24 protein-coding genes are annotated in these 25,694 nt (G+C 69.6%); 17 read left to right on the top strand and 7 right to left on the bottom strand.

Translation table 11 applies throughout. From position 1 onward, the window contains the following. Positions 1 to 39 precede the first annotated feature (39 nt). A complete protein-coding gene (locus JYK02_RS33745) occupies positions 40 to 2,316 on the top strand; it encodes a hypothetical protein (protein ID WP_207057028.1) in 2,277 nt (758 codons plus the stop codon). A gap of 84 nt (positions 2,317 to 2,400) precedes the next feature. Further along, positions 2,401 to 3,300 carry a universal stress protein gene (locus JYK02_RS33740; RefSeq protein WP_207057027.1) on the top strand — a complete coding sequence of 300 codons (900 nt, stop codon included), beginning with the start codon at positions 2,401 to 2,403 and terminating at the stop codon, positions 3,298 to 3,300. A gap of 18 nt (positions 3,301 to 3,318) precedes the next feature. On the opposite strand, the gene JYK02_RS33735 is transcribed toward JYK02_RS33740, so the two are convergent. Continuing rightward, on the bottom strand, positions 3,319 to 4,086 hold the full coding sequence (locus JYK02_RS33735; protein WP_207057026.1) for a hypothetical protein: 768 nt from the start codon (positions 4,084 to 4,086) through the stop codon (positions 3,319 to 3,321). Between the two features lie 27 nt (positions 4,087 to 4,113). On the opposite strand from JYK02_RS33735, the gene JYK02_RS40620 reads away from it, so the two are divergent. Next, the gene (locus JYK02_RS40620; RefSeq protein WP_277991481.1) at positions 4,114 to 4,239 is read left to right on the top strand and encodes a hypothetical protein; all 126 of its coding nucleotides are present in this window, start codon (positions 4,114 to 4,116) and stop codon (positions 4,237 to 4,239) included. Positions 4,240 to 4,266: 27 nt separating this feature from the next. Here JYK02_RS40620 and JYK02_RS33730 read toward each other — a convergent pair whose 3' ends face one another. After that, complete coding sequence (locus tag JYK02_RS33730) at positions 4,267 to 4,617, bottom strand: DUF2019 domain-containing protein (RefSeq protein ID WP_207057025.1); 351 nt, start codon at positions 4,615 to 4,617, stop codon at positions 4,267 to 4,269. A gap of 126 nt (positions 4,618 to 4,743) precedes the next feature. On the opposite strand from JYK02_RS33730, the gene JYK02_RS33725 reads away from it, so the two are divergent. Continuing rightward, entirely contained in the window at positions 4,744 to 5,913 is a 1,170-nt protein-coding gene (locus JYK02_RS33725; protein WP_207057024.1) for a serine/threonine-protein kinase, read from the top strand. A gap of 4 nt (positions 5,914 to 5,917) precedes the next feature. Here the strand turns inward: JYK02_RS33725 and JYK02_RS33720 are convergent, their stop codons facing one another. Continuing rightward, entirely contained in the window at positions 5,918 to 6,277 is a 360-nt protein-coding gene (locus JYK02_RS33720; protein WP_207057023.1) for a helix-turn-helix transcriptional regulator, read from the bottom strand. A gap of 137 nt (positions 6,278 to 6,414) precedes the next feature. Between JYK02_RS33720 and JYK02_RS33715 the strand changes: the two genes are divergently transcribed. The 6 genes from JYK02_RS33715 to JYK02_RS33690 all read left to right on the top strand — a co-directional run bounded on the left by JYK02_RS33715 (position 6,415) and on the right by JYK02_RS33690 (position 16,671). Further along, complete coding sequence (locus JYK02_RS33715) at positions 6,415 to 8,187, top strand: serine/threonine-protein kinase (protein WP_347402645.1); 1,773 nt, start codon at positions 6,415 to 6,417, stop codon at positions 8,185 to 8,187. 24 nt (positions 8,188 to 8,211) lie between these two features. Next, complete coding sequence (locus JYK02_RS33710; RefSeq protein ID WP_207057021.1) at positions 8,212 to 9,129, top strand: DUF2381 family protein; 918 nt, start codon at positions 8,212 to 8,214, stop codon at positions 9,127 to 9,129. 227 nt (positions 9,130 to 9,356) lie between these two features. Further along, the gene (locus JYK02_RS33705) at positions 9,357 to 10,319 is read left to right on the top strand and encodes a hypothetical protein (RefSeq protein WP_207057020.1); all 963 of its coding nucleotides are present in this window, start codon (positions 9,357 to 9,359) and stop codon (positions 10,317 to 10,319) included. 131 nt (positions 10,320 to 10,450) lie between these two features. Then, the gene (locus tag JYK02_RS33700; protein ID WP_207057019.1) at positions 10,451 to 11,218 is read left to right on the top strand and encodes a DUF3592 domain-containing protein; all 768 of its coding nucleotides are present in this window, start codon (positions 10,451 to 10,453) and stop codon (positions 11,216 to 11,218) included. A gap of 84 nt (positions 11,219 to 11,302) precedes the next feature. After that, positions 11,303 to 13,084 (top strand): N-acetylmuramoyl-L-alanine amidase, encoded by a 1,782-nt coding sequence (locus tag JYK02_RS33695; protein ID WP_207057018.1) that lies wholly within the window; start codon positions 11,303 to 11,305, stop codon positions 13,082 to 13,084. A 20-nt stretch (positions 13,085 to 13,104) separates the two neighbouring features. Next, entirely contained in the window at positions 13,105 to 16,671 is a 3,567-nt protein-coding gene (locus tag JYK02_RS33690; RefSeq protein ID WP_207057017.1) for a DEAD/DEAH box helicase, read from the top strand. 292 nt (positions 16,672 to 16,963) lie between these two features. Here the strand turns inward: JYK02_RS33690 and thiD are convergent, their stop codons facing one another. The 3 genes from thiD to JYK02_RS33675 all read right to left on the bottom strand — a co-directional run bounded on the left by thiD (position 16,964) and on the right by JYK02_RS33675 (position 19,572). Further along, positions 16,964 to 17,773, bottom strand: a complete 810-nt coding sequence (gene thiD, locus JYK02_RS33685) for a bifunctional hydroxymethylpyrimidine kinase/phosphomethylpyrimidine kinase (protein WP_207057016.1) — start codon at positions 17,771 to 17,773, stop codon at positions 16,964 to 16,966. A 44-nt stretch (positions 17,774 to 17,817) separates the two neighbouring features. Further along, a complete protein-coding gene (locus JYK02_RS33680; RefSeq protein ID WP_207057015.1) occupies positions 17,818 to 18,834 on the bottom strand; it encodes a hypothetical protein in 1,017 nt (338 codons plus the stop codon). A gap of 87 nt (positions 18,835 to 18,921) precedes the next feature. Further along, on the bottom strand, positions 18,922 to 19,572 hold the full coding sequence (locus JYK02_RS33675; RefSeq protein ID WP_207057014.1) for an NADPH-dependent F420 reductase: 651 nt from the start codon (positions 19,570 to 19,572) through the stop codon (positions 18,922 to 18,924). A 103-nt stretch (positions 19,573 to 19,675) separates the two neighbouring features. On the opposite strand from JYK02_RS33675, the gene JYK02_RS33670 reads away from it, so the two are divergent. After that, positions 19,676 to 20,578 carry a LysR family transcriptional regulator gene (locus tag JYK02_RS33670; RefSeq protein ID WP_207057013.1) on the top strand — a complete coding sequence of 301 codons (903 nt, stop codon included), beginning with the start codon at positions 19,676 to 19,678 and terminating at the stop codon, positions 20,576 to 20,578. Here JYK02_RS33670 and JYK02_RS33665 read toward each other — a convergent pair. Continuing rightward, positions 20,565 to 21,257 carry a TVP38/TMEM64 family protein gene (locus tag JYK02_RS33665; protein ID WP_242589503.1) on the bottom strand — a complete coding sequence of 231 codons (693 nt, stop codon included), beginning with the start codon at positions 21,255 to 21,257 and terminating at the stop codon, positions 20,565 to 20,567. The genes JYK02_RS33670 and JYK02_RS33665 overlap by 14 nt on opposite strands. On the opposite strand from JYK02_RS33665, the gene JYK02_RS33660 reads away from it, so the two are divergent. The 6 genes from JYK02_RS33660 (at position 21,256) to JYK02_RS33635 (ending at position 25,684) form a co-directional block, all read left to right on the top strand. After that, positions 21,256 to 21,393 carry a hypothetical protein gene (locus JYK02_RS33660; RefSeq protein WP_207057139.1) on the top strand — a complete coding sequence of 46 codons (138 nt, stop codon included), beginning with the start codon at positions 21,256 to 21,258 and terminating at the stop codon, positions 21,391 to 21,393. The genes JYK02_RS33665 and JYK02_RS33660 overlap by 2 nt on opposite strands. Before the next feature lie 229 nt (positions 21,394 to 21,622). Then, positions 21,623 to 22,072, top strand: a complete 450-nt coding sequence (locus JYK02_RS33655) for a general stress protein (RefSeq protein WP_242589502.1) — start codon at positions 21,623 to 21,625, stop codon at positions 22,070 to 22,072. A gap of 39 nt (positions 22,073 to 22,111) precedes the next feature. After that, a complete protein-coding gene (locus tag JYK02_RS33650; protein ID WP_120524190.1) occupies positions 22,112 to 22,447 on the top strand; it encodes a hypothetical protein in 336 nt (111 codons plus the stop codon). A 36-nt stretch (positions 22,448 to 22,483) separates the two neighbouring features. After that, a complete protein-coding gene (locus JYK02_RS33645) occupies positions 22,484 to 23,719 on the top strand; it encodes a sodium:proton exchanger (RefSeq protein WP_207057010.1) in 1,236 nt (411 codons plus the stop codon). Further along, positions 23,716 to 25,014 (top strand): cation:proton antiporter, encoded by a 1,299-nt coding sequence (locus JYK02_RS33640; protein WP_207057009.1) that lies wholly within the window; start codon positions 23,716 to 23,718, stop codon positions 25,012 to 25,014. Before JYK02_RS33645 ends, JYK02_RS33640 begins: the two co-directional genes overlap by 4 nt. A gap of 49 nt (positions 25,015 to 25,063) precedes the next feature. Further along, positions 25,064 to 25,684, top strand: a complete 621-nt coding sequence (locus JYK02_RS33635; RefSeq protein ID WP_120524187.1) for an L-threonylcarbamoyladenylate synthase — start codon at positions 25,064 to 25,066, stop codon at positions 25,682 to 25,684. The last annotated feature ends 10 nt before the right edge of the window (positions 25,685 to 25,694 follow it).

The following is a 25,694-nucleotide window of genomic DNA, read 5'->3' as shown; positions in this document are numbered from 1 at the left end:
CGGTGCTTCCGTCCGCTTGCCCTGGGGGAAGGGCTGCGCATGAGCACCATTTCGAATGCAGGTTCGTCGTCTGGCGTGTCACAGGTGAACACGACGTGGGAGCCGGAGCCGTATGTTCCGCCGCCTCCGCCGCCTCCACCTCCGCCCGAGGAGCCGCGGGATGCCTTCGTGGCGGCCGCGCCGCGCAAGGGGCCGGACCTGCTGGGTCTGGGCTACGGCACCACGGCTTCCGCCACTTCCACGGCCACGAGCGTTTCGTCCACGCAGGCCGTGGGCGACAGCGCTTCCACGGTCAACGTCGCGGAGGCGTGGTCGCTGCTGACGCAGGGGTATTCGCAGGCGAAGACCCTCACGGGCGCGGCGAACGCGGCGCTGCAGAAGGCCGCGGGCAACCCCGCGCTCCAGGCGAAGCTGATTGATTTGTTGCAGGCGACGCCCGCGAGCACGCTCGAGGACGCGCTGGTGAAGGACTTCGCCCACGGCGTGAAGGAGGCGGTGCCCAACCCGCCGCCCCGTCCGCCGGGCATCACCTCCGTGGGCACGCTGCGCGTGGCGAACAGCGCGCTGGAGACGGTGGCGAAGCAGGGGAGCGCCGCGACGATGAAGCCCGCGCTGGAGGCGGCGGCGAATCGCGGCCACCTGCTGCCCGCGGACCGCGACGTGCTGGTGTCCGTCGTGGGCAACCCGGCCGTGGACGCGAAGCTGGACTCGGCGGTGGCCGAGGTGCACGCCGCGGAGCTGGCGTACACGGCGGCCCTGGCGGAGCGCGACGCGCTGGAGCAGCGGCTGGCGGGGGACATCGCGTCCTTCGGGCCGTACCTCACCGACACGCAGCAGCGCGCGTACATCGAGCAGTTCCGCAAGCTGCACGGGCCCGACTACGCCCGGTTCGAGACGAAGGCGAAGACGCTGGAGGACGCACTCGCGAGGAACGCGCTCAAGCTGGAGCAGGCCCTGCGTGGGCCGGATGGCTCCGAGCACGCCCGGTCCATCCAGGCCGCGTACACCGCGCTGGCCCAGTCCAAGGGCGCGGGCGAGGCGCTCAAGTGGGCCGCGAAGATGGAGGCGCCCGGCTCCGCGTTCGCGCCCTTCATGGAGTCGCTGCCGCTGGACACCCTGCGCGAGAAGGCCGTCTCCGGCGCGCTGGTGAGCTTCTACGAGAAGTTCCCCCAGGCCACGCCCACGCAGGCGGTGGACCACGTCCAGAAGCTGCTGACCGACGGGTACCTGTTGCAGCAGCTGGGCGGCGCGAAGGTGGACGTCAACGTCAACAACCTGCCGCAGGCGATGCGCACGGGGCTCTCCGGCCTGCGGGAGCTGGCGGCGGGGAGGACCCAGGCGGGGTTGAACACGCTGAAGGGGCTGGAGTCCGGCTCGTCGCACTGGGGCGGGGCGTTCGCGGCGGCGGGCATCGTGCTGGGCTTCCTTCAGACGAACCAATCGGAGAAGGCGCAGGATGCGCTGGGCACGCTGTGGGCGAAGACCTTCACGGGCCAGCAGGTCGCCAGCTTCACGAGCGCCGCGCTGAACGCGGCGAACAAGTCCGGCGGCGCGCTGGTGGCCGCGCGGGTCGCGGGCGGCCTGGGCGCCTTCGGGGCCGCGCTGGACCTGATTGTCCAGGGCAAGGAGATCGCCGCGGGGCAGGGCAACGCGGGGACCGGCCTGTCCATCGCGGGGGACGTGATGGGCCTTGTCGGCGGAGCCCTGGTCGCGGCGGGCGCCACGGGCGTGGGCGCGCCGCTGGCGGCCGTGGGCGCGGCGGTCTACATCATGGGCGAGCTGGTCAGCCTGAGCATCCTGTCCCGGCAGGAGTACGAGGCCGCGGAGCAGCTGCGCGCCGAGCAGCGCACGCTGCTGAGCCGCGCCGGAGCGGACGCGGAGCAGGTCACCAACCTGGAGCGGTACTCGTCGCCGGAGCAGGTGGAGTCCCTGGTGAAGTCCACGGGCTGGACGCGAGACCAGGTGCTCAGCCTGGGCAAGACGTTCCCGGACTTCTTCGCCGGCGCGGCGTCGACGCTGCCCCAGCTGGACACGGTGGCCAATGACTTCGGCCTCACGCCGGATCAGCGCTACAAGATGCTGCTTGCGATTGGTGAGACCGGCGGCCGCCCGAAGGGCAGCGCGCACGCGCTGAACAAGTTCGCGGAGGCCGTGCGCAACTACCCGAAGAACACCGTGGGCATCACGATGCCGCAGGGCCTGTCGAAGAAGGACCAGTGGATCCACTTCCTGCGGGAGATGGGCAACCGCACGGGCTCCTACGACGGCCTGGGCCCCCGCAACGCGGCCATCTTCCTGGAGCGGATGAAGCGCTGAGGCAGGCGGAGGGCAGGGCGCCCCGCCCGGAGGCATGGGGGCGCTCGCTGGCGCGGCTCGGGCAGCGGGGGCCTATCCTACGGGATGACCTCCCAGCGAAGCCCGACGCCGCCCCTCCTCCGGTCCGTGCTTGTCGCCACCGACTTCTCGCCCGCTGGGGCGCGCGCGGTGGAGCGGACGGCCCGCCTGCCGCTCGCCCCGGGGGCGGCCGTCATCCTGGTGCACGCGCTGCCGGGCCGGGCGCCCCGGGAGTTCGTGGAGCAGGCCCGGGAGCGGGCGGCCAGGACGCTGGCGGTCGTCGCGCACGAGCTCCATGCCGCGCTCCACGACGCGGGCTCCAGCGCCTCCGTCGAGGCGAGGATCGTCTTCGGAAAGCCGGCGCCCACGCTCGTGAGCCAGGCCCAGGCGGCCAGCGCGGACCTCGTCGTCCTGGGGCGGCATGGCCGCCGGCCCGTCAGGGATTTGTTCCTGGGCTCCACCGCCGAGCACGTCATCCGGTACGGCCTGCCTCCGGTGCTCGTGGTCCACGGGCTCGTGGAGGACCGGTACCACCGGCCCCTGGTGGCCGTGGACGCCGAGGAGACGTCGCGGCACGCCGCGGAGTTCCTGCCCGCGCTGCTGGAGCCGCGCACGCCGCTGCGGCTCATCCACGCCTATGAGTCACCGCTGGAGTACATGGTCTTCCCCGGGCTGACGCGCGACGAACGCGCGCGGTACCGGGAGCGGTTCAAGGAGTCCGCGCTGCGCGAGCTCCGCCCACTTCACCGGCACCTGGACACGCTGGGGCTGCGCTACCGGCAGGCGCTGGAGCACGGCAGCCCGTACTCCATCATCCTGAAGGAGGCGCGCCGGCACCGGGCGGACCTGCTCGCGCTCGGCACCCAGGCGCGCTCCGGCGTGTCGCGCATCCTGCTGGGGAGCGTGGCGACGGACGTGATTCGCGAGGCGGGCTGCGACGTCCTCGTGGTCCGGCCTCCCGCGTAGGCGCGCGGCCGCGGCCCGTCACTGGTCGCAGTTGCGCGAGTTGTCCACGAGGGTCCGGTTGCGCTCCTGGGGATACAGCGTGTCGCCGTCGATGGCGTACTTCACCCGCGTCTCGAAGACGCTGGGGCCCGCCGTGCAGCCGGCCCCGAGGGAGAGGTACGTCACCGTCGGCCACGCTCCGTCCAGGTTGGGGACGAACCCCGGCTCCATCGCGAAGTCATTCACGGCGGTGTAGCCATCGCGCTCGTCGAAGCCGAGCAGCCGACCGTCGGGGGCTTGCAGCATCACGCGCAGGGACTGGCGGGTGGACGCGTCTGGCGCCTGCGTCTCCGGGGTCTGCAGCAGGACGGCCGTCAGGGTGCCGTCCTTCTTCTTCCACGTCTTCGAACGGATGACGCGCCACTCGGGGCCGAGCTGCGGGCACGCCAGGGGCTCCGCCCACGTCACGTCGCGCGCGTACGCGGCCGGCTCGAAGGCCTTGAGCGTCTCCATCACCTTCGGACCCGCGGCCGGCTCACAGGCCCCGAGCACCACCACCACGAACCCCGGCTTGAGCCCCGGCACGGTGTCGCTCTGGACGATGCGCGGGTAGCCCTCGGCCACCTTCAGCGTGCCTTCCCAGACCTTCTTCTTCTCGCGCGCCCGCCACCGGTCCAGGGACGCCTGGGCTTCGGTGGCGTCCTTGCCGCCACCCCAGATGACGAGCTGGGCCGGCTGGGGTTCCGCCCCCGCCACGCCTGTCCATGCCAGTACGGCCGCCACCAACACGAATCCGCTCGCCTTCATGAATTCCCCCTCCGTGGGTCCAACCCGATGCGCGCGGAATCCTACGCCGCGCGGCTGACGCACGCCTCGCAAGCCTGCACATACGTGGGCTGGCCCAACGCCATGTCCGCCATCACGCGCGCCAAGGAGCTGCTCGGGAAGGCGTCGCCGTGATGGCGTGGGTCCACCACTCAAGGTGAGCTATCCCGGATCGAGTGCCCAGGTGCCTTCTTCCCAGCGCTTCAATGCCTGCTGCGCTCCGAACGGGACCAGTCCCTGTCCCTTGGCAGCTTCCTCCAGGACCGCTCTTGCTTCGGCCGTTCGATAGCGGAGCAGATGTGCGGCAGCCATCACACGCACGTCCATTCGCTCGTGCTTGAGCAGCACGGTGAGGGCATCACGTCCGGCATCGCCGTGCGCGAAAAGCTTATCGACGGCGGCGCCGTACTTCCTGGCGTGCTTGTTTCCGGTCTTGGCGTCGCCCCGGAAGATGGCCTCGTTCTGCGCGACCACGTTCTCGGCGAACTGCTCGACCAGTTCCTCCAACCGCATCACCAGAGTTCCTTGCTTGCAGGCACAAATGGACTTTTAAGGTCCAATGGCATGGACTTTAAAAGGCAAGTTCGCACAAACTCACGAAGAGGCGTCGTTGCGCATTCTTCCGCCTCCCGAGGAGCCATGCCCGCTACAACAACCGATGACCTGGCTCGCACGGAAGCTTCTCGGCGTCGCAGGCAACTTCCACCGACGCCCGACAGACCTCTGCACCTCTTCACCATCGAAGGCATCCGCTACGAGGCTGTCCGCGAATTGGTGCTGATGCAGACGGGCGAGCAGCTGTTGCTGGCCCGTCGCTACCCGGAGCGGATCCCCTCGCTGCCCGGCTTCTGCTTCGTGCGACGGCTGGCGAACCCCTCCACGTACCTCCAGCGCGCGCGCCTGGGAGAGGAGATCCAGCTGGCCTTCCGCCTGCACCACCCGGCCATTGCCCAGGTCTTCCACAGGAAGGTGCACCAGGGCGCGCTTCACGTCGTCATGGAGTCCGTGGATGGCCCTTCGCTGGAGACGCTGGTGAGTGCGGGGGTCGCGCGCGGCCGGCCCGTCTCCGAGGCCTTCGCCCTTTATGTCGGTGCGGAGATCGCGGAGGCGCTGCACCACGCACATACGCTGCTGGACGCGGCCGGCCAGCCGCTGGGCGTCATCCACCGGGACGTCAACCCACGGCACGTCTACGTGGGGACGCAAGGCCAGGTGAAGCTGACGAACTTCGGCGCGGCGTACTCGCAGGTGGTGGGGCGCGAGGAATCACCCGCCAACCTCGTGCGGGGAGACGTGGCCTACGCCTCGCCGGAATACCTGGCTCGGCAGCCGCTTTCACCGCGCTCCGACGTCTTTGGCCTGGGTGTGCTGCTGGTGGAGCTCTTCACCGGCAAACACCTCTTCGACGTGGAGGACGTGCTGCGCACGCCCACGGGCCTGGCCTCGCTCTACACGGAGATCCTTCCCTCCCTGCCGCTGACGCAGATGCAGGCGCTGCTCGCCCGCTTCGGCCCGGAGGACGTCGAAGGGGCCGTGGCCTCACTCTCCCCGGACGTGAAGGCCATGCTGCATGTCGCGCTGCGCGCCAGCGCCGAGGAGCGGTTCTGCACGGCGGCGGACATGCGCGACGCCATGCGGGTCGCCCTTGCGAGACGGCACCCGGGCTTCGGCCGGCAGGAAGCGGCGGCGGAATGGGCCCAGGTGCTGGCGGAGGGCAGCGGCCTTCGCGACGAGGTGGAGTTCGGTGAGGGCGGCCTCTTCCGTGAGGGGCTGGAGGCCCACGAACTGGACGGCTTGAAGCGGGAGTAATCCGTCAGCGCGCCAGCGCCGAGGCGACATGGAGAAGCGCGTCCAGCTTCTCCGCGTCCAGCTTGCGCGCGAGGTGGAGGAGGCGCCGCAGTTCCGGAAGGTCCTCTGCCTTGGACTGAGGCCGCGTGCCCTTGCGAACGTCGCCTGTCGCGGTGAGGCCCAGCAGCTTCTCGGGAGAGACGTTCAACTCGCGGCAGAGGCGGTAGAGGGAGGGGACGCTGGGCAGCATCTTCCCGCGCTCCAGGCGGTTGTAGACGGGGTGCACCAGCCCGATGCGCTCCGCGACTTCGGCCTGCGTCAAGCCCAGGTGCTGGCGGGCGGCACGGGCCTCCGTGCCAATGGTGATGCCGAGTTCTTCGTTCATGGCCTGATGCAATGTAGCCGAGGCAGCGAAGAGGATGAATGCTGCAGGTTGGAAGAGTTTCAATGGACCCTATGGGTTTAAGGAGACAAGCCATGATCCGGGGGCCACCCCCAGCCGTGCTGTCGCCTGGAGCCCAGGTGCTTGGCTACACGGTGGAGCGTCAGTTGGGGCAGGGCGGTTTCGGTACGGTCTACCTTGCTCGCTGCGAGGGCCAACGCTTCGCCTTGAAGCTGCTGCACCTGCCGCGCGTGGGAGAGCGAGCGGAGCGCGAAGTCTCCATCCTCACCCGGCTTCGTCACCCCAACGTGGTGGGAATCCTGGGTCATGGCTACTGGCCAGTGGCCCAGCCGCAGTTCGCCGTCATCGCCATGGAGTACGTGGAAGGGTCTCAGCTGGATGCCTGGGCCGACGCGGAGAACCCCACGGCGCGGAAGGCCGCGCGCGTGCTGCTGGGCGTGGCACGCGCGCTCGCGGCCGCCCATGCGGACGGGGTGGTGCACCGGGACGTGAAGGAGGCCAACGTCATGGTGCGCGCCTCGGACGGCCTGGCCAAGCTGGTGGACTTCGGCATTGGCGACTACGCGGGCGCGCGTGACTTGACGGCGGACATTCTTCCGCCCGGGACGGTGGACTACCGGTCCCCGGAGGCGTGGTGCTTCTTGCGGGCTCGCCGCGAGGCGCCGGACGCCCGTTACACGGCGGGCCCGGCGGACGACCTGTGGGCGTTGGGCCTCGTCGCCTACCGGCTGCTGACGGGGCGCTTCCCTTTCGATGGGCCGGACGTGGCCAGCGTGACGGAGGCAATTCTCTCCAGTGCCCCCACGCCACCGCACGAGGAGAACGAGCGCGTGCCCCGGACGCTGGGCGACGTGTGCATGCGGCTTCTGGAGAAGACGCCCGAGGCGCGGACGCCGAGCGCACAGGTTCTTTGTGAGTCCCTGGAGCAGGCGCTGGAGGGTTCGGACACGACGTGGGACGTGCCGCTCTGCGACGCCTATGCCGGGGACTCCGCGACGACGGAGGGGGAGGACCTCGACAGCTTCGAGCAGTGGATGAACCAGCCCCGGCGTCGTCCCCGCCGAGGCAAGCGCCTTCCCGAGAAAGGGGCGCCAGCGGTGAACGAGATGCCGCCTGCCACGACGACAGTGCTTGTCGCTCCTGCGAAGCGCGGGGCCTTTCGCACCTGGGCGGCTCTCGCCGGGGTGCTCGTCCTGGCAGGGGCAGGATGGGGACTCGCGGGGCCCGTTTTCATCCCCCGTCAGGAAGTAGCGACCCCTGGCAAGTCCCCACAAGCTGACCGCGCCGCAGCTCCCATCAGGCCGGAGGCCACCGCCGCGGCCGTCGCGCTCCCCGCGATGCTCCAGGAGGATTCAGCCACCGTGACGACGCAGCCGAACCAGATGCAGCCCCTTCAAATCACCTCGAAGCCCACAAAGAAGGGGATGGGCGTCATGGCCCGTGCGGTGAGCACGGCGGCGGCTTGCACCGCGCTCGCGTGTCCCGGGCCGCAGGTGCGTCCGCCACCGCCGCCTGAGCCGTGTCCGGTGGGAGCGGTGAAGGCCATGGCGAAGCGGGGGATAGACATTGGGGATAAGCAGCCGGCGGAATTCGCACGGGTAAGACCTCGGATCATTTCAATAGGAGAGGGACCCGTTGAAGTCCATCTCATTGGGGGCTGGGAAGGCCTGCCGGGCAACAGTGTTCTGTCTGGGCGGAGCATTGTGCGTGACCGTGTCTATGCTCGCCTCACCTGGGCTACGACGTCACAGGGCGACAGCTTCCCTGTTTGCTTTGACGTCTATGCCGAAGAGGGGCCGCGAGGAATGGCGCGGGAAGCAGGCGACGATTCTCCCTCCCGAGCGCGCATCTGGACGACGGCTTATGTGAAGGCGGTTGCTGAGTTTGAATAGCGACTCTTACGGAAAGACTGTCGAGTGCCCTCTTTATCGCTGGTCGTTCTGTTGGGGCTGCTTCTGGTTGGGAGCGCGGCTGCAGCACAGCCGCCGGTTTCATCCTCAGTGCCGGGAGCACGGCGCATTGAATTGAGTCCAGAGGAAGCCGGGAGCGCGAGTGAAGTGGTGGTCAGCCCGGGCCTTTCCACGATGCTCCTCTTCGACTCAGAGCTTCAGCGCGAGAGCATCGAACTAGAGAGCCGCCAGCGTTTTTCTCTCGTGGACGTAGGGCAGGCGACCCTCAGACTCGTGCCGTCAGTGAGCGCCTCTCCAGGTGAACGGCTAAAGATGGTGGTGCGCTTTCGGGACGGCGCGGCGCCATCAACCGCGGTGTTCGTGCTGAAGGTTCATCCGGCGAAAGCGGAGGCCACCATCGAGGTCTACCGGGCGCGGCGGACGATTGAAACGTATCAGCAAGAAATCCGGGATACCCGCGCGGAGGCCCTGCAGTGCAAGGAAGAACTGGCGCGCATGGCGTCCGAGCGCGAGGCGCCTGCTGGATTGACAGGGCTCCTGTTCAATGGCGGATTGGATCTACACGGCGTGGCGGGGCATGTCCTGACCAGGGCCGTCGAGCAAACAGCGTCCAAGGGACTTGAGGCATCCATCGTCAACAGCTACCGCGCCAATAAGCTGGTGGCTGCGGATGTCTGGATTGAACTCAAGACGGGAACGCGGCCGTGGAGGGCGGAGGGTGCGACGCTTAAAGGCAGGCTTGGCGAAGATTTGACGGTACTCCGGGTGTGGCAAGTCACGCCAATACTGCCAGGGAAAACCAAAGGACGCGTGATCGTCGAGGCCGAGGCCCCTGCGGCGGCCGACCAAGGGCCCTTCTCGCTCAAGCTCTGGGAAGCAGATGGGCCCCGGAGCATCACGCTCGGTAACGTGACATTCCCCTGACCGCTCGTATCAATAACGAGCGACGGGCCGCCGGACGCGGGGCCGTAGCAAAGGCTTAAGGAGTTGCAGGTGCGTATTGGCGATCGTGGAGAGCTATTCTTCCTCCGTGCCCGCATTCGCATACAGCTTCAAGGCTCGTTACTGCAATGTACTTCCCGAGCCTCGATCGGTCAAAGCCCTCGCAGTGAATGCGTAGTCTCCATGCAAGCATCGTCAATTCATCAACCATGAATATGCCTCTTTTTAATCGCCAAGCCCAGTTGGGTGATGATCCGGAGTACAGGGCCCTTCTAGAGAAAATCCCACTTCATGCGCAGTTACGGGCGCATCTGGAGGAAATGTGGTCGCGATTCCGACCGCTCGCATCTTCCCACTGGCAGAGTGAGTTTCCGCGACAGACGCATAGGCGCTTCTGGGAGATGTACCTTTGCGCTGCACTCCTGGATGTTGGCCTCCAACTGGAACCGCTCCGTGATGATGCCCCCGATGCACTCGTACGCTTGCCGGACGGTAGCGCAGCCTGGTTCGAGGCTGTCGCTGCTGACGCAGGCGATCAGGACAACCCTAATAGCGTGCCTCCGCTACCAGAGCTTGCGCCCGGCACTGTACATGTTGGCTACTTGCCCGAAGAGCAGATGGTTCTGCGCATCACGGGTGTTATTGCATCCAAGATCAAACAGCGCGCCAAGCGAATTGGGCGTGGCCGCATAAAAGCGGAAGATGCCTATGTCATCGCAGTCAATGCAGGAGCCGTACCGCATGCATTTGCCGCACGGAGCGACTATCCCCTCATAGTGCGGGCCGTGTTCCCAATTGGACACCAGTATTTCACTGTGAACACGGCGTCGCTTGAGGTCGAGAACTCAGGCTGGACGTCTAGAATGGGTATATCAAAGAAGCGAAATCCACCCGCCAATACGCAAGTTCCGTCGAGCGAACTTGCGGCACTCTCAATTGTTCCAACGACCCTGTTTGCAAATGACGAGCATGCAGGCGTCAGCGGCATCCTGTACTCGGATGCAACTGTGAGTCGTCACGCAGCGGAGCGCGGCGGTAATTGGGGTGATGACTTCGTACTCATCCATAACCCCTTTGCTTGTAACCCACTGCCAAAGGGCATTTTCCCACGCGGAAGGGAGTTCTCGGCTGAGCATTCCAACGGCGAGATGACGATACTCCGCCTCCGCTGACCCCTTAATGCGCTGAAGCGAGAGCTAGGAGGCTCGTGGAATCAGGACCCAATCTGACATAGGGCCATCGGAGCGCTGAGCCGGGCACGAATGGAGCGCGCGCACCGGTCGTGAAGTAGTCTCCGTCCGCCATGCAGCTCGCCATTCCCCATGCCCCCCGCCGTGTCCGACTTGCCCAGGTGCCTGGGGCGGTGGCGCGGCTGGTGCGTGGCGTGGTGCTGGGCCTGGTGGTCATCGCCGTGCTCGGCCTGGGCGCCGGCTACGTGGGACGCTACTTCGTGGAGGAGCAGCGCTTCACGGCCCGCGCGGAGCTGGTGGACGCGCTGGTGGGCGCAAGCCATGCGCCGCCCTGGAACCAGCGCGAGGACGCGGAGGGCACGCTGGACGTCCTCTACACGTTCGCGGGCGAGGAGCATTCCGTGTCGGGCGTGCGCACGGACGCGGACCACGCGGCCTCCCTGGGCCATGGCGCTCGCGTGCAGTTGCTGGTGGATCCCTCCCAGCCGGGACGTCCGCGCGAGGCGACCCATGCTCGGGCGCGGGCGGCACGGGTGGGACTCCTGCCCTGGGGCCTGGGCCTGGGCTTGCTGGTGGCGTTGGCCGGGTTCGCATGGGAGGTGCGGCGGCTGTGGCGCCGGGAGGTGGTGCCCCTGCGCCTGGGCGCGCTGGTGTGGCTCACCCCGGATGACGGCTACCTGCCGGAAGGGAAGGGCGAAGCGGTGTTCCCCGCGCACTTCTTCCGCCAGGACGTGAAACACCCCGTGCGGGCGCGCTGCCGCCCCCAGCGGGCCCCGGTGCGCAACGGCGGCAAGGTGCTGGCGGCCGTCGTTCCTGGCGAGCCGGGCTGGTGCCGGGTCATCGACGAGGAGCTGGCGCGGACGCTGGGCTGGGTGCGCTGACGGACGGACAGGTGGGGTTGAAAAGTTGCTGGCCCCCGGAGGCCGTGTGACACACGCCTGTAGCTGCAACGTCCGGAGGCTTCCATGCGCGTACGCTTCTCCCACTTCGTGCTGCCCGTGCTGCTCCTCACGGCCCCGAGCGCCGTCGGAGCCAGCAAGCGCAACGAAGCCGAGGAGGCGTATCAGCAGGCCCGCCGCTCCTACTACGCGCTGAAGGACGACGCGTCCCGCCGCAAGCTGCGCCACCACTGGCTCAACGTCGTGCACCGCTTCGAGGCCGTGGCCACGCGCTTCCCCAAGAGCGACCGCGCCCCCGACGCCCTCTTCACCGCGGGAGACCTGCTCCAGGAGCTCAGCCGCATCTCCTTCGTCGAGGAGGACCTGCAGGCGGCCATCACGGACTACTCCAAGCTGGTGGAGGCGCACCCGAAGCACCGGCTCGCGGACGACGCGGCGCTGGCGCTGGCGCGCATCCACGTCAACCGCCTGGACAAGCCGGAGGCGGCCCGGAAGATCCTCAACGAGTCGCTGGCCACCAACCCCAAGGGCGACCAGGGCAAGGAGCTCCGCGCGCTGCTGGCCTCGCTGCCGCCGTCCAACCGGACTCCGCCCGCGAAGCCCACGGTGAAGCCGCTGCCCCCGGTGGTGAAGTCGACGCCTGACACCGCCGTCGCCGCCTCGAACCCCAACTCGCCGCTGGTGGATGCCATCAGCAAGCTCGCGCGCGAGCCGTCCCCCGTGCTGCCCCGCCTGGATCCGAGCGCCCCTGCTGCCTCCGGCTCGGACAGCGCGAAGGCCCCGGCGGCCACCATCGTGGACGCGCCCACCGTCGCCGACCGGGCCCTTGAGACGAAAGACGGCCCCAAGGACGGCGCGAAGGCCGAGACGAAGGCTCCGGAGGCGGTGGCGTCCTCGAACGGGACGTCGCAGCCCGCGAAGCCGGAGGCCCGCGTGGAGACCCCGGCCGTGGCGTCGAAGGCCCCCGCGCAGGTGGAGCCGGCCCCGGCTGTGAAGCCCGTGCAGCCCGAGGCCGTGGCGTCGAAGCAGACGCGCCCGGTGCAGGAGGCCCCGCGCCCGGTGACGGCGCCGGTGGACGCGCAGGTGGCGCAGGCGCGGCTCAAGGCGGTGGCGAAGCAGTCGCGCCACGCGGAGCTGACGCTGGCGGAGCAGCTGGGGCTGAAGGTGCGGCGCGTGGTCATCGACGCGGGCCACGGTGGCCACGACTCCGGCGCCATCGGCAAGGCGGGGACGAAGGAGAAGGACGTGGCGCTGGCCATCTCCAAGAAGGTCGCGGACGGCCTGCGGGAGAAGGGCCTGGAGGTGGTGCTCACCCGCGACGACGACTCGTTCATCCGCCTGGAGGACCGCGCGAAGCTGGCCAACGAGGCGCACGGCGACCTGTTCATCTCGGTGCACTGCAACTCGGCGGCGACGCACAAGCTGCGCGGCATCGAGACGTACACGCTCAACACCTCCGCGGACCGCTACTCCATCCGCCTGGCCGCGCGCGAGAACGCGTCCTCCGAGAAGGGCATCAGCGACCTCCAGTTCATCCTGGCGGACCTGGCCACCAAGGCGAACACGGAGGAGTCGTCGCGTCTGGCGAACGCCGTGCAGCACAACCTGGTGACGGGCCTGTCCGCCCAGTACGACGGCATCAAGGACCTGGGCCACAAGGAGGCGCTGTTCTACGTGCTCCTGGGCGCGAAGATGCCCGCCATCCTGGTGGAGACGTCCTTCCTGTCGCACGCCGAGGACGAGAAGCGCCTGGCGTCCGAGCGCTACCAGGACGAGGTGGCGAAGAACATCGTGCTGGGAGTGGAAGAGTTCCTCGGTGATCGCCGCCGCATGGCCAAGGTAGACTGACGCTTTCGTCGTCAGTCCCCATGGCCGAGCAGTCCCCCCCACCCAAGCCCGCGCAGAGCCCCCACGAGCCCCCGTTCCAGACGGAGGCGGACCTGCGCGCGTGGCTGAGGGCCGAAGGGCTGGAGCACCTGGCCCGCCTGAGCCTCGCGCTGCTCACCCCGCGCGTGGAGGCCGCGTACCTGCCGCAGGTGCGCGCCGTGATTTCGCGCCGCCGGCTGGTGGAGGTGCTGGCACAGGACACGCTCGACCGCTGGACGGCGGAGGTGCTGCCCACGCCGCGCATGCGGGACCTGCTGCCGAAGCTCGCCTGGCGCTACGTGGAGGACGAGCGGCAGGGCGCCATCGAGGCGCGGGCAACCATCGCGGAGCGGCTCGCGCCCCCGTCCGACAAGCGCACGCACACGGTCCACGGGATGCTGCTCGCCTGGAGGGCCCGCGTGCCGCCGGGCATCGCGCCGCGTCCGGAGCGGGCGCTGTCGCTGGAGGCGCTGGTGGAGGAGCCGGACCTGCCGGGCTTCCGCCTCAAGGAGACGCGCATCTCCGAGGCGCCGGTGTCCCCGCCGGGCTCGGGCTTCATCCTGCCGGACGCGCGGCTGACGTTCAGTCCGTCGGGCGTGACGGTGGACTGCTCCTGCGGCGCCACGTTCTGCGTGCACCAGCTGGCGGCGGTGGACACCACGCTCCTGTGGCTGCGGCAGCGCTGGACGGAGGCCTTCGGCGAGACGCTGGAGGAGCTGGTGCGGCCCGCGTGGGCGCGGACGCTGCGCGCGCTGGAGCGGGCGGTGGAGGAGAGTCCGGGCGGCGGCGGAGGCGTGGAGATCTCCTGGCGCCTGGACGTCATCGAAGGGTACGGCGTGGAGGTCGCGCCGTACGTGCACCGGCGCACGAAGAAGGGCCAGCGCACGACGGGTGCGAAGGTCGGCCGGCGCAAGCTGCTCCAGGAGTACGGCTCGCAGCTGGGCCCCGCGGACTCGCGCATCGCCACGCTGCTCCCCGACGGCACGGCCCCCGCGTCGCGCGCGCTGCTGTTCGAGCTGATCGACCATCCGCGTCTGTCATTGGAGGGCACGCAGGACATCCCGGTGCGCATCGAGCGCGAGAAGGTGGGCCTGGTCGCCGAGGACCGCGGCGGCACCGTGCTGGTGAACGCGGGCGTGGACGGCGCCGTGCTGCCCGCGCCGCTCCTGGAGCGCGTGCGCAAGTCGAAGCCCGAGGACGCGGTGTTCCTCTGGGATGAGGGCGCGCACGTGCTCACGGTGCTGGACGTGAGCCCGGAGGTGCGCGCGCTGGCCACGGTGCTCCAGCGGCACGGCAACGCGTTTCCGCCGGAGAGCCACGGCGCGCTCCTGGAGCAGCTGTCGAAGTTCTCCGTGCGCCTGCCGGTGGCCATGCCCCGCAGCGTGATGGGCGAGTCCATCGCGCCGCAGCAGCTCCCGGTGCTCCGGTTGGAGGGACAGCCCGGAGGAGCGGTGCGGCTGGAGCTGCGGCTGCGCGCGATGCCGGACAGCCAGGCGTTCCTGCCGGGCGAGGGGCCTCGAGACGTCTACGTGCGGCGGGACACGCGCTCCTTCCATGCGGTGCGCGACTTCGGGCGCGAGCTGTCGGCGGCCACGGCGCTCCAGGCCCGGCTGCCCTTGCAGACGGCGGAGCCGCAGGAGCTGCCGTTCTGCTTCCTCTTCCACAGCGCGCAGGGCGGCCTGGCGGTGCTGGCCGCGTGCGCGGAGATGGAGCCCCGGCCGGAGCTGGAGTGGGTGGGCACGTCCATGCGGCTCGTGCCGAAGCGCGGCGCGGGGGACCTGAAGGTCGTCCTGGAGCGCAAGCGCGAGTGGTTCGGCGTGCTGGGCAGCCTGTCCGTGGAGGGCGAGCGGGTGGAGCTGGCGCGCCTCTTGGACGCGGCCCGGCGCAAGGAGCGCTTCGTCCAGGTGGACGCGCGCACCTGGGTGGAGATTGAAGCAGCGCTGCGCGAGCAGTTGGAGAAGCTGGCGGATCACGCCTACCACTCGCGCCACGGATTGGAAGTGGGCCCGTCCGCCGCGGAGGCCCTGGCGGGGCTGGGCACCGCGGGCGCCATCATCGACGCGGACGCGTCCTGGAAGTCGCTGGTCGAGCGCATCTTCGCGGCGAAGGAGCTGAAGCCCCGGGTGCCCGCGACGCTCAAGACGGAGCTGCGCGACTACCAGTTGGAGGGCTTCCGCTGGCTCACGCGGCTGGCGTCGTGGAACGCGGGTGGGGTGCTGGCGGACGACATGGGCCTGGGCAAGACGGTGCAGGCCCTGGCCGTGCTGCTGGAGCGCGCGAAGCAGGGGCCCGCGCTGGTGCTGGCGCCCACGTCCGTGGCCTTCAACTGGCGCGACGAGGCGAAGCGCTTCGCGCCGTCCCTCAAGGTGACGATCTTCTCCGACGCGGAGGACCGGGGCGGCACGCTGGAGCGGCTGGGGCCTCGCGACGTGCTAGTGCTCAGCTACGGCCTGCTCGTGCGCGACATCGAGCGGCTGGCCGCGCTGCGCTTCTCCACCATCGTCTTCGACGAGGCCCAGCAACTGAAGAACGCGGCCACGCAGCGCTTCCGCGCGGCGAGGGCGCTCCAGGGCGACTTCAAGTTCGCGCTGTCCGGCACGCCGCTGGAGAACCACCTGGGCGAGCTGTGGGCCCTCTTCGCCGTCGTCTTCCCGGGGCTGCTGGGCAGCCTGGAGGCGTTCCGCAACCGCTTCGCCGCGCCGATTGAAAAGCAGGTGGACCCCACGGCCGCGCCCGCGCTGGCCCGGGTGCTCCAGCCCTTCCTCCTGCGCCGCACCAAGTCCCAGGTGGAGGCTCAACTGCCGCCGCGCACGGACGTGCACGTGCCCGTCGTGCTGTCGCCACCGGAGTGGACTCTCTACGAGGACGCGCGCCTGGCGGCCCTGTCCGACCTGGAGACGCGCAAGTCGAAGATGAAGGACCAGGAGCGCCGCATCGAGGTGCTGGCGGCCCTGACGCGCCTGCGGCTGCTGGCGTCGCACCCCCGGCTGTACGACGAGTCGTCCAAGCTGGAGTCCTCCAAGCTGGAGCGCTTCCTGGAGCTCATCCAGGAGCTGCGCGAGGAGGGACACCGTGCACTGGTGTTCAGCCAGTTCACGTCCCACCTGGCGCTGGTGCGCGAGGTGCTGGACGCGCAGGGCATCGCGTACGAGTACCTGGATGGGCAGACACCCGCCGCGGCGCGTGCCGACCGCGTGCGAGCCTTCCAGGAGGGCGACGCGCCCCTGTTCCTGATTTCGCTCAAGGCAGGCGGCTTCGGCCTCAACCTGACGGCCGCCACCAGCGTCATCCACCTGGACCCCTGGTGGAACCCGGCCGTGGAGGATCAGGCCTCCGATCGCGCGCACCGCATCGGGCAGCAGCGACCGGTCACGGTCTACCGCCTGGTGTCCCGGGGGACGATCGAGGAGCAGATGCTGTCGCTCCATGAGCAGAAGCGGGCCCTGGTGGCTGGCGTCCTGGAGGGCAAGGACGCCGCCGGGCGCCTGTCCACCCAGGAGCTGCTGGGGCTGCTCGCGCGACGGCTGCCGGGCATCGAAGGCCTGGAAACCGACGCCACGAAGCACTGAACAATCTTTCCGTGGTTTTTGGACGGGCCGTTCTTGCGCCTGAACAGGCACTGAACAGACTTTTAGAGAGTTCCGTGAGGACCCTGACTGAACGGTCGAGCAGTCCTGGGTTCCTGATCGGCCATACCTACATGAAGGTCTGATCAGGTAGGAAGGTGCTGGGATCAGAACCCCCATGCCTACATGCTCATGATTTTAGTGGGTCGCCATCCACCCAGATGAAACATGTATCAAATAAATACATGTTTCGTTTGTTGTGTTTGTCTGTAATTGTATGCAATTAATTGCATTGTCAGTCATGTATCAGCGGGAAGAAATGCCCGATCGGGCCGTTGCCGTGGCCCACGGCGAGCGGGTAGCGCAGGGCGGAGGTGACGTACTCCTTCGCCAGCCGCACGGCTTCCAGCGGCGGTGTCCCCAGCGCGAGCCGCGCGGCGATGGCGGCGGACAACGTGCAGCCGGTGCCGTGCGTGTTCGGCGTGTCCACGGGCGCGACGGACAGCGTCTCCATCCGCGTCCCGTCGAACCACACGTCCGTGCCTCGCAGCGCGCCCGGCATGCCTCCGCCCTTCACGAGCACCACGCGCGAGCCCAGGGCGTGGATGCGCCGGGCCGCCTCGCGCATGTCCTCCAGCGTCTGGATGTCCATGCCCGCCAGCAGCTTCGCCTCGTGACGGTTGGGCGTGAGGATGGCCGCGAGGGGCAGCATGCGCGAGCGCAGCGCACCCACCGCCTCGTCGTCGATGAGCTGCGAGCCCGCGCGGGACACCATCACCGGATCCACCACGATGGGGCCCAGCGACACGCGGGCGAGCTGATCCGCCACGGCCTCGATGAGCTCCCGCTGCGCGAGCATGCCCACCTTGACCGCGTCCACGCGCATGTCCGACGCGACGGCGTCCACCTGCGCGGTGACGGACTCCGGGGGCAGCAGGTCCACGCGCGTCACCCCGCGCGTGTTCTGCGCGGTGATGGCCGTCACGGCGCTGGTGCCGTGGACGCGGTGGAAGGAGAAGGTGCGGAGGTCGGCCTGGATGCCGGCGCCACCGCCGCTGTCCGAGCCGGCGATGGTGAGGGCGGTTGCGACAGGGAAGGGCTTCATGGGCGCGGCATCCTAGCCGCGCCCCGGCTCATGCAACCCTGGAACTAGAAGTGGTTCTGCCGGGCCTGGTCGAAGTCCACGCGGTGCTTCAGGTACAGCGTGTCCAGCATGTGGTTGCTGATGGGGTTCAGGTTGCCGTCGGTGAAGCGGTGCACCACCGCGCCCTTGCCCGCGTCCTTGAGGAAGGCCAGCGGATCCACGTCGCCGCCCAGGCCCGTGAGCGTGGGCACCGGGTCCGCGTTGTTGACGTAGTGCACGTACTGGGGGCCGTCCGGGTACTTCGTGGACGCGGCGCCGAAGGTCTCCACCTGCAGGTGGCTCAGCTTCGCCTCCACCTGCGCGGGGGACAGCCCGTCTTCCACGCGCAGCCGCTTCGCCACGTCGTTCAGCGCGCGCGCCGTGATGAGCCCGCCCTGGCTGTAGCCCACGAGGTGCACGTCGCGGCCGGCCTTCAGCTCCGAGTAGAGCGTGTCCGCCAGCGTGTCCACGGCGGGGTTCTTGCCCTTGTCCAGCTTGTCCGTCACGCACTGGGCCAGGTCCTTCACCAGGCCCTCGGTCGCGTTGTGGATGCCCACCACCTTCGCGCCGGAGCTGTCCGCCAGCGCCTGCATCTCGCCCAACTGGCCCGCCGTCGGCGTCATGATGCCGTTGACGTAGAGGATCGTCTTGTCCGGGTTCGCGTTGTTCTTCGGCGTGACGCCCGGCACGTCGCCCAGCTTCGTCGTCGCCGGGAGCACCTTGCCGCCCGCGCCCACGAACATGCCGTCCTGCGCGCGGTCCGGCTTCGCGCCGCCGAACAGGCTGGTGATCTCGCGCACCGTGGTGGCGTTGAAGACGTTCGCGCCCATCTCCACGAAGCGGGGGATGTCCTTGATGCCGCCCACCGCCGCGTCGATGAGGCCGCCCAGCAGCGTGTTCTTCCGCGCGGGCGCGGCCTGCTCGAAGGAGGACTTCTGGAACGCGGGCGGGTGCGGCGCCGGCTTCTTCGCCAGCGGCTCCGCGGCCGGCTTCGAGGCGGTGGACGGCACGGCGAGGGAACGGGTGCGGTCGATCGTGCTCACGAGAACCTCCAACCACCGGGGGAAGTGGGTCTGGGTAGGTTATCCGCATCCGGCCCCGGAAGTTGCGTCCCCCCGCGTCATGGACTCTCAGCGCTTCACGACGTGGATGTTGAAGTCACCGGTGCGCAGGGTGCCCCACAGGCGCAGCCAGAGGGGGAGGAAGGCCTCGGTGCCGCGCGCCGTGGTGATGTCCCCCAGGTCGATGACGTGCTTCCAGCCGAAGCCCTCCGTGAGGAGCTGCTTCACGCGGGCCTTGGCGTCCACGTCGTTGCCGGACACGAAGACGTCGTGGTCCCCGGGCACGCGCGAGGGCTCCACCATCACCTCGCAGTTCATCGTGTTGAGCGTCTTCACCACCTTGAGCGACGGGAAGGCGCGCTGGAGCTGTTCACCCAGCGAGTCATCCGGGGGCGTGGAGAGCACCGGCGGCATCCCCCGGGTGAAGTCGAGCGGGTTGGAGACATCCACCAGCACCTTGCCGCGCAGGGCGTCCTCGCCCGCGGACTTCAGGACCTCCAGCGACGCGTTGCCCAGCGTGCAGTTGAAGAGCAGCTCCGCGAACTGCGCGGCGTCCCGGAACGTGCCCTGCGACGCCTTGCCCCCGGCCTTCTTCACCCACGCGGCGGCCTTCGCGTTGTCCGGCGTGCGCGAGCCCATGCGCACCTCGTGGCCCAGCGCCACCAGCTTGCCGCCCAGCGTCTCACCCACCATGCCCGTGCCCAGGATCGCGATCTTCATGAGGACTCCCTTTCGTGTGGGGTGAACCCTAATCGTCAACCGGATGGGCAGGCAGCACGTCCGGGTTGAACCATCGTCAACCCTGGGTTGACAATGCTGCGCCATGGACCTGTTCACGGGCGTGTTGCCCTTCCTCCACGTGGCGGAGGAGCGGAGCTTCCGCAAGGCGGCGGAGCGGCTGGGCGTCACCGTGGCGGCGGTGAGCAAGGCGGTGCGGAAGCTGGAGGAGGAGCTGGGCGCGAGGCTCCTGGAGCGCACCAGCCGTCAGGTGGCCCTCACGTCCGAGGGCACCGCCTTCCTGGAGCGGGCGCGCGAGGCCGTGGCGCAGATCCGCGCCGCGCGCGAGACGGTGGCCCAGGCGCACCGCGCGCCCAGGGGACCGCTCACGGTGTCGCTGCCGTTCATCCTGGGCCCCGTGCTCCTGCCCCGGCTGGCGCGACTCCAGGCGCGGCACCCACAACTCACGCTGCACGTGCGCATGAGCGACCGGCTGAGCAAGCTGGTGGAGGATCAGGTCGACGTGGCCATCCGGCTGGGCGGTTTGGAGGACTCCAGCCTGGTGGCGCGGCGGCTGTTCTCCACGCGCTGGATGACGCTCGCGTCGCCGGCCTACCTGGCCCGGCACGGGACGCCCGAGCATCCGTCGCGCCTGGAGCGCCACGCGTGCCTGAAGTTCGTGGATCCGCGCGGCCTCACCCGCGAGTGGCACTTCCGGGAGTCACCCGGTGGCCCCGCCACGGTGGTGCGCACGCGCGCGGCCATCGACGTGGATCACGGCCCGGCGCTGCTGGACCTGGCCGCCGCCGGAGCGGGGCTGTGCCAGGTGCTGGACTTCATGAGCGACGCCCGGCTGCGCGAGGGCGCCCTGGTGGAGGTGCTGGCGGAGTACGCGGCGGAAGGGCCGCCGGTCCATGCCTTGTGCCTGCCAGGGCGCCAGTCCGTGCCCCGCGTCCGCGCGCTCCTCCAGCACCTGGTGGAGGAGCTGCGCGCCGTCACGGCGTGGTGAGCGGGACCTTCGTGGCGGGCAGACCGCGCGTGGGCTCCGCCTCGGGCGCGGGGGCCTCCGCTGACGCCTCGTTGACCTCCTTGTAGAACCGGCGGCCGAAGATGACGCCCAGCACCAGCGACACCACCATGCCCACCGCGGACACGGCGGTCATCACCGTGCGGCCCTGCGCGAGGCCACTGCCAAACTGCGCGGTCAGGAAGGTTCCCGGGATGGTGCCCAGCACCACGCCCAGCACGGACGGCCAGAAGCGCGCGCCAGACGCCGCGCCGGCGATCAGCATGATGTCCGTGGGGCACAGCGGGTTGAGGCACGCCAGGAACGTGAACTGGAAGTCGTGCCGCCGCGCCGCCTTGGCGATCGCCGGGTACTTGCTGCCGCACAGACGCTGCATCGGCCGCGTGCCCAGCTTGCGGGCAACGAAGTAGAGCAGGGTGGCGGACAGGAAGCTGCCCGTTAGTGAATAGAGGGTCGCGGCGAGGGTTCCGAACATCATCCCTCCCACCGCGGTGAGCACCTGACCCGGCAACAGCGTCAGGGGCCGCACGGCCAGGAAGGCCACGTAGGCAAGGGGGGCGTAGTCGCCCAAGGGGAGCAGCAGCTCCCGGATGGTGCGCTGATCGATGAAGTCCGGGCCCAACAGCCGGAGCATCACCAGACCGCCAATGGAAACGACCATGGGCGCGAGGATCCGCAACCAGGTCTTCAGACCGCTGCTGCTCGCCAAGCAAACCTCCCCCATCGCCCGCGAAACCCTTGTGTCAGGCGTTGCGCACAAGGTGGGAACCGAGCAGGGAATCGGCAACGTGACCTGAATTGTTGTGAACAACGAGAGCGTCCTGCCGGGCAATCACCCGTCCCGTCCGGATGCCCAGCGGCCCTGACAAGCGCGCGAAATCCTTGGGGATTATGCATGCAATGTCAGGGGAGAACGGCTGGCGGTGTACGGAGCTTGCTTGCATCGGGGCGCTTCCGTCCCAAGGTTTCAGGCAAGGGACACCAAGGCGCGGACGGGGTTGGGCAGTCATGAGAGGAGACACGGACATGTCGGACAAGGACAACAAGGGCAGCATGACGGTGGCCGAGGCGGGGCGTAAGGGCGGCGAGACGGTCCGCAACGAGCGCGGTCGCGAGTTCTACGAGACCATCGGCCGCAAGGGCGGCGCCACGGTGAAGGCCGAGCGCGGTCGCTCCTTCTACGAGGAGATCGGCCGCAAGGGCGGCGAGACCGTGAAGGCCGAGCGCGGCGCCAAGTTCTACGAGGAGATCGGCAAGAAGGGTGGCGACCGCGTCAAGGCCACCCGCGGTCCGAACTTCTACGAGGAGATCGGCCGCAAGGGCGGGCAGAAGGTCAAGAAGCTGATTGAAGAGGGCAAGCGCGCCGCTCGCGCCGCCATGGATGCCCAGGCCGGGGGGACCGCTCCCGCGTCCGAGGGCACTTCAGCGCCCGCCGCCACGCCGGAAGAGCCCGCTCAGCCGGGTGGCAACGAGTAACGGGGGACAGGATGCGCGGTCTTCCGGTATGACGGCCGCGTGTACCTGGTCATCACGTTCCTCGAGCAGGTGGAGACGACCGAGCGGGCGATCCGCCGGCTCCGGGAGTTTGGCATCCCGGAACCGCTGGTCATCCGGGCGCGCAGCGCCGCCGCGGCCCTGTCCGCGGAGGTGCCGGTGTTCGCCGGTCTGCGCAGTCTCGCCCTGGGCGCGGATGAAGACCGCGTCGTGCTCGTGAGCGTGCTGCCTGCCCTGCCGCAGGAGGAGATGGATCGCATGCTCCAGCGCGTGCAACTGGAGATGGATGCGGACGACCCGCCCATGGGCCGCCTGGTGGCCCTGCCGGTGATGGCGGCGCCCACGCACCGGCGTTGATGACGCGCGGGGGCGCACGGGTGTAAGCACGTCCGCGTGCAAGCGCTGCTCGTCTTCCTCATCGTCGCGGCGTTGTCGCTGCTCGCGTCCAGCCGGTCGCTCCTGGCTCCGGGCCGCTTCCCGGCGCTGGCGCAGCTGGCGGCCAGCGGGCTGTTGTTCCTCATCTTCGGAGCCCTGCTCGGCCCGTCCGTGCTGGGCGTGCTCACGACGCGCAACCTGGAATCGCTCCGCCCGCTGGTGGCGCTGGGGCTGGGGACGGGCGGCGTGCTCCTGGGGCTCAACCTGGAGCCGCGCCTGTTGCGGCTGCTCCCCCGGCCCGTCTACGCGGCGGCGGTCGCGCACGCGGGCACCGCTTTCCTCTTCGTCGCCCTCCCGCTGTCCGTCCCGCTGCTGTTGTCCATGGGCCTCAGGCCCCTGGTGGCGGTGGGCGCGGCGGCGCTCCTGGGCGCGGCGGCGAGCCTGTCCTCCGGCCACTTCGCGGTGCTGGGCTACCGCAACGGGCGGCTGGAGCGCGCGCGCGGCCTGGGTGTCGCGCTGCTCACGATGATGGACGACGCGGTGGGCCTGGGCGTGCTCGCGCTGGGGCTGGTGCTGGGCGCCACCGGCAACGTGGCGGAAGGGCTGGGCCTGCTGGGGCTGGCGCTGCTCCTGGGCGTGCTCTGCGGCGCGCTGCTCGCGTTCCTCACGCACGCGCTGAAGGACCCGGCGGAGCAGACCACGGTGACGCTGGGCATGGTGGCGCTGGTGGGCGGCGCGGCGGCGTACCTGCGGCTGTCGTCGCTGCTGGCTGGCGTGGCGTGCGGCGCGACCTTGGCGCTCATGGGCGGGCGCACGGCGGAGCGGGTGGCGCGGGCGCTGGGGCGCGTGGAGCGGCCCACGTACCTGGTGCTGGTGTTCCTGGTGGGCAGTCAGATCCACGCGCGCGACCTGTCCGCGTGGGCGCTGCTGCCCGCGTTCGTGGGGCTGCGCTTCCTGGGCAAGGTGCTGGGCGGCACGTTCGCGCAGCGGCTCACGCAGGGCGTGTTGGACCTGCCGCCGCGCTTTGGCTACGCGCTCATCTCCCAGGGCGGCCTGGCGCTGTGCCTGGTGGCGGAGTACGTGCTGCTGGTGCCGGGCTCGCTGTCGCAGCGGGTGCTGGACGTGGTGGCGGTGGGCGCGGTCGTCAACGAGATGCTCGCGCACGGGGCCTTCCGGCATGTGCTGGCCGCGGAGCCACCACCCACGTCCACGACGGACACGCCCTCCGCGGGTGACGCCGGGGTGGCCGCGTGAAGGGGTCCGTCTTCCGGTTGCTGCTGCTCATGGCGCTGCTCGCGGCCATCACCCAGGCCCAGGTGGTGCGCGCGGACGCGGGCACCCCGGTGCTGCTGGCGGCGGGCGCGCTGCTGTTGTGCGGCCTGTTCGCGGGCAAGGTGGCCAAGGGCCTGGGCCTCCCGCGCCTCACCGGCTACCTGCTGGTGGGCGTGGCGGTGGGGCCCTACGCGCTGGGCTTCATCCCCAACGCGGGCGTGAAGGGGCTGGAGCTGGTGAAGGGGCTGGCGGTGAGCCTCATCGCGCTCGTGGCGGGGACGGAGCTGCACCTGGGGCTCATCCGCCGGGTGGGCGCGCGCGTGGCGCTGCTCTGCGCGGCGGTGTGCGGGGTGACGTTCGCGGTGTGCTTCGCGGCCACGTTCGCGCTCAAGCCCGTGCTGCCGTTCCTCACCCCCATGACGGTGCCGCAGGCGCTGGCGGTGAGCGCGCTGTTGTCCACGGTGGTGGTGTCGTTCTCCCCGACGGTGACCATCGCCATCGTGCAGGAGACGTCCGCGCGCGGTCCGTTCACGGAGTTCCTGATGGCGCTGGTCATCATCGGGGACCTGTTCGTGATGGTGGCCTTCGGCCTGGCGGCGGGCATCACCCGCGCGACGTTCGGCAACGGGCTGGACGTGCCCGCGCTGGTGGGCGGGGTGGGGTGGGAGCTGTTCGGCTCCGTGGCGGTGGGCTGCCTGCTGGCGCTGGCGATGCTCCTGTACATGCGGGGCGTCAACCGCGAGCTGCCGCTGTTCCTCGTGGGCCTGTCCTTCGCGGCGGCCGAGGGCGGGGCGCGGCTGCACCTGTCGCCGCTCCTGGTGTCGCTGGCGGCCGGGGCGCTCATCGCCAACCTGGACGAGCGCGAGGGCCGCCGCATCCACCAGGCCATCAACCAGGCGGGCCTGCCCGTGTTCGCGCTCTTCTTCGCCGCGGCGGGGGCGGGGCTGAAGCTGGACGCGCTGGTGACGGTGGGGCCGGCCGCGCTGCTGCTCGTGGCGCTGCGCGGCCTGGCCATCTGGGGCGCGTGCCGCAGGTTCGCGCCCGCGGAGGATCCGCGCCTCAAGCGCTACCTGTGGATGGGCCTCATCTCGCAGGCGGGCGTGACGTTCGGCCTGGCGGCGCTGGTGTCGCGCACGTTCCCGTCCTTCGGTCCGCAGGTGGAGGTGCTCATCGTCGCGATGATCACCGCGCACGAACTGGTGGGCCCGGTGCTCACGCGCCGCGCCCTGCTGGGCAGTGGCGAAATCCGTGCGGAAGAGGCGGGCGGCGGCGCATAGTGGGGGCAACACCCCTCACGGGGTGGCCTCTCCCCAGGAGCTCCCCGTCATGCCCGCCGCCGCCGCTCCTATCCTCGAGGTGGACGTGGATCATCCCTCGCCCCGCCAGGTCGCACGGGCGGTGGAGGTGCTGGAGAAGGGCGGCGTCATCGCCTACCCGACGGACACGTACTACGGGCTCGGCTGTGATTTGAATTCCAAGAAAGCGATTGAGCGGCTGTACCAGCTCAAGGGCCGCGACAAGAAGAAGCCCCTGTCACTGCTGTGCCCGGACCTGTCGGACGTGGCGCGTTACGCGCACGTGAGCAACTTCGCCTACCGCGCCATGAAGGGGCTCACTCCCGGCGCCTTCACCTTCATCCTGGAGGCCACGCGCCTGGTGCCGGAGGTGATGATGACGAAGCAGAAGCAGGTGGGCCTGCGCGTGCCGGACGCCGCCCTGCCGAGGGAGCTGGCGAAAGCGCTCGGCCGCCCGCTCATCACCACCTCCGCGACCCATACCGACGGTACGGTCCTCTCGGACGCACGGGATATCAAGACGGCGCTGGGGCATGGACTGGACCTGATTCTTGACGGTGGCGTGACGTTGAACGAGCCGTCCACGGTGGTTTCACTGATAGGCGATACGCTTGAAATCCTGAGGCAAGGCAAGGGTAGTCTGGAGTCCTGAAATCCTTTCC

Source organism: Corallococcus macrosporus (genome assembly GCF_017302985.1).
GTDB lineage: Bacteria > Myxococcota > Myxococcia > Myxococcales > Myxococcaceae > Corallococcus > Corallococcus macrosporus_A.
This window is presented reverse-complemented; position numbering and strand designations above follow the sequence as displayed.

What these genes read in the sequence shown, in the direction of transcription:
- JYK02_RS33745 (WP_207057028.1), top strand. Translation starts at nt 40, where the DNA reads ATGAGCACCATTTCGAATGCAGGTTCGTCGTCTGGCGTGTCACAGGTG.
- JYK02_RS33740 (WP_207057027.1), top strand. Translation starts at nt 2,401, where the DNA reads ATGACCTCCCAGCGAAGCCCGACGCCGCCCCTCCTCCGGTCCGTGCTT.
- JYK02_RS33735 (WP_207057026.1), bottom strand. Translation starts at nt 4,086, where the DNA reads ATGAAGGCGAGCGGATTCGTGTTGGTGGCGGCCGTACTGGCATGGACA.
- JYK02_RS40620 (WP_277991481.1), top strand. Translation starts at nt 4,114, where the DNA reads ATGCGCGCGGAATCCTACGCCGCGCGGCTGACGCACGCCTCGCAAGCC.
- JYK02_RS33730 (WP_207057025.1), bottom strand. Translation starts at nt 4,617, where the DNA reads ATGCGGTTGGAGGAACTGGTCGAGCAGTTCGCCGAGAACGTGGTCGCG.
- JYK02_RS33725 (WP_207057024.1), top strand. Translation starts at nt 4,744, where the DNA reads ATGCCCGCTACAACAACCGATGACCTGGCTCGCACGGAAGCTTCTCGG.
- JYK02_RS33720 (WP_207057023.1), bottom strand. Translation starts at nt 6,277, where the DNA reads ATGAACGAAGAACTCGGCATCACCATTGGCACGGAGGCCCGTGCCGCC.
- JYK02_RS33705 (WP_207057020.1), top strand. Translation starts at nt 9,357, where the DNA reads ATGAATATGCCTCTTTTTAATCGCCAAGCCCAGTTGGGTGATGATCCG.
- JYK02_RS33700 (WP_207057019.1), top strand. Translation starts at nt 10,451, where the DNA reads ATGCAGCTCGCCATTCCCCATGCCCCCCGCCGTGTCCGACTTGCCCAG.
- JYK02_RS33695 (WP_207057018.1), top strand. Translation starts at nt 11,303, where the DNA reads ATGCGCGTACGCTTCTCCCACTTCGTGCTGCCCGTGCTGCTCCTCACG.
- JYK02_RS33690 (WP_207057017.1), top strand. Translation starts at nt 13,105, where the DNA reads ATGGCCGAGCAGTCCCCCCCACCCAAGCCCGCGCAGAGCCCCCACGAG.
- thiD (WP_207057016.1), bottom strand. Translation starts at nt 17,773, where the DNA reads ATGAAGCCCTTCCCTGTCGCAACCGCCCTCACCATCGCCGGCTCGGAC.
- JYK02_RS33675 (WP_207057014.1), bottom strand. Translation starts at nt 19,572, where the DNA reads ATGAAGATCGCGATCCTGGGCACGGGCATGGTGGGTGAGACGCTGGGC.
- JYK02_RS33670 (WP_207057013.1), top strand. Translation starts at nt 19,676, where the DNA reads ATGGACCTGTTCACGGGCGTGTTGCCCTTCCTCCACGTGGCGGAGGAG.
- JYK02_RS33660 (WP_207057139.1), top strand. Translation starts at nt 21,256, where the DNA reads ATGGGCGCGAGGATCCGCAACCAGGTCTTCAGACCGCTGCTGCTCGCC.
- JYK02_RS33665 (WP_242589503.1), bottom strand. Translation starts at nt 21,257, where the DNA reads ATGGTCGTTTCCATTGGCGGTCTGGTGATGCTCCGGCTGTTGGGCCCG.
- JYK02_RS33655 (WP_242589502.1), top strand. Translation starts at nt 21,623, where the DNA reads ATGTCGGACAAGGACAACAAGGGCAGCATGACGGTGGCCGAGGCGGGG.
- JYK02_RS33635 (WP_120524187.1), top strand. Translation starts at nt 25,064, where the DNA reads ATGCCCGCCGCCGCCGCTCCTATCCTCGAGGTGGACGTGGATCATCCC.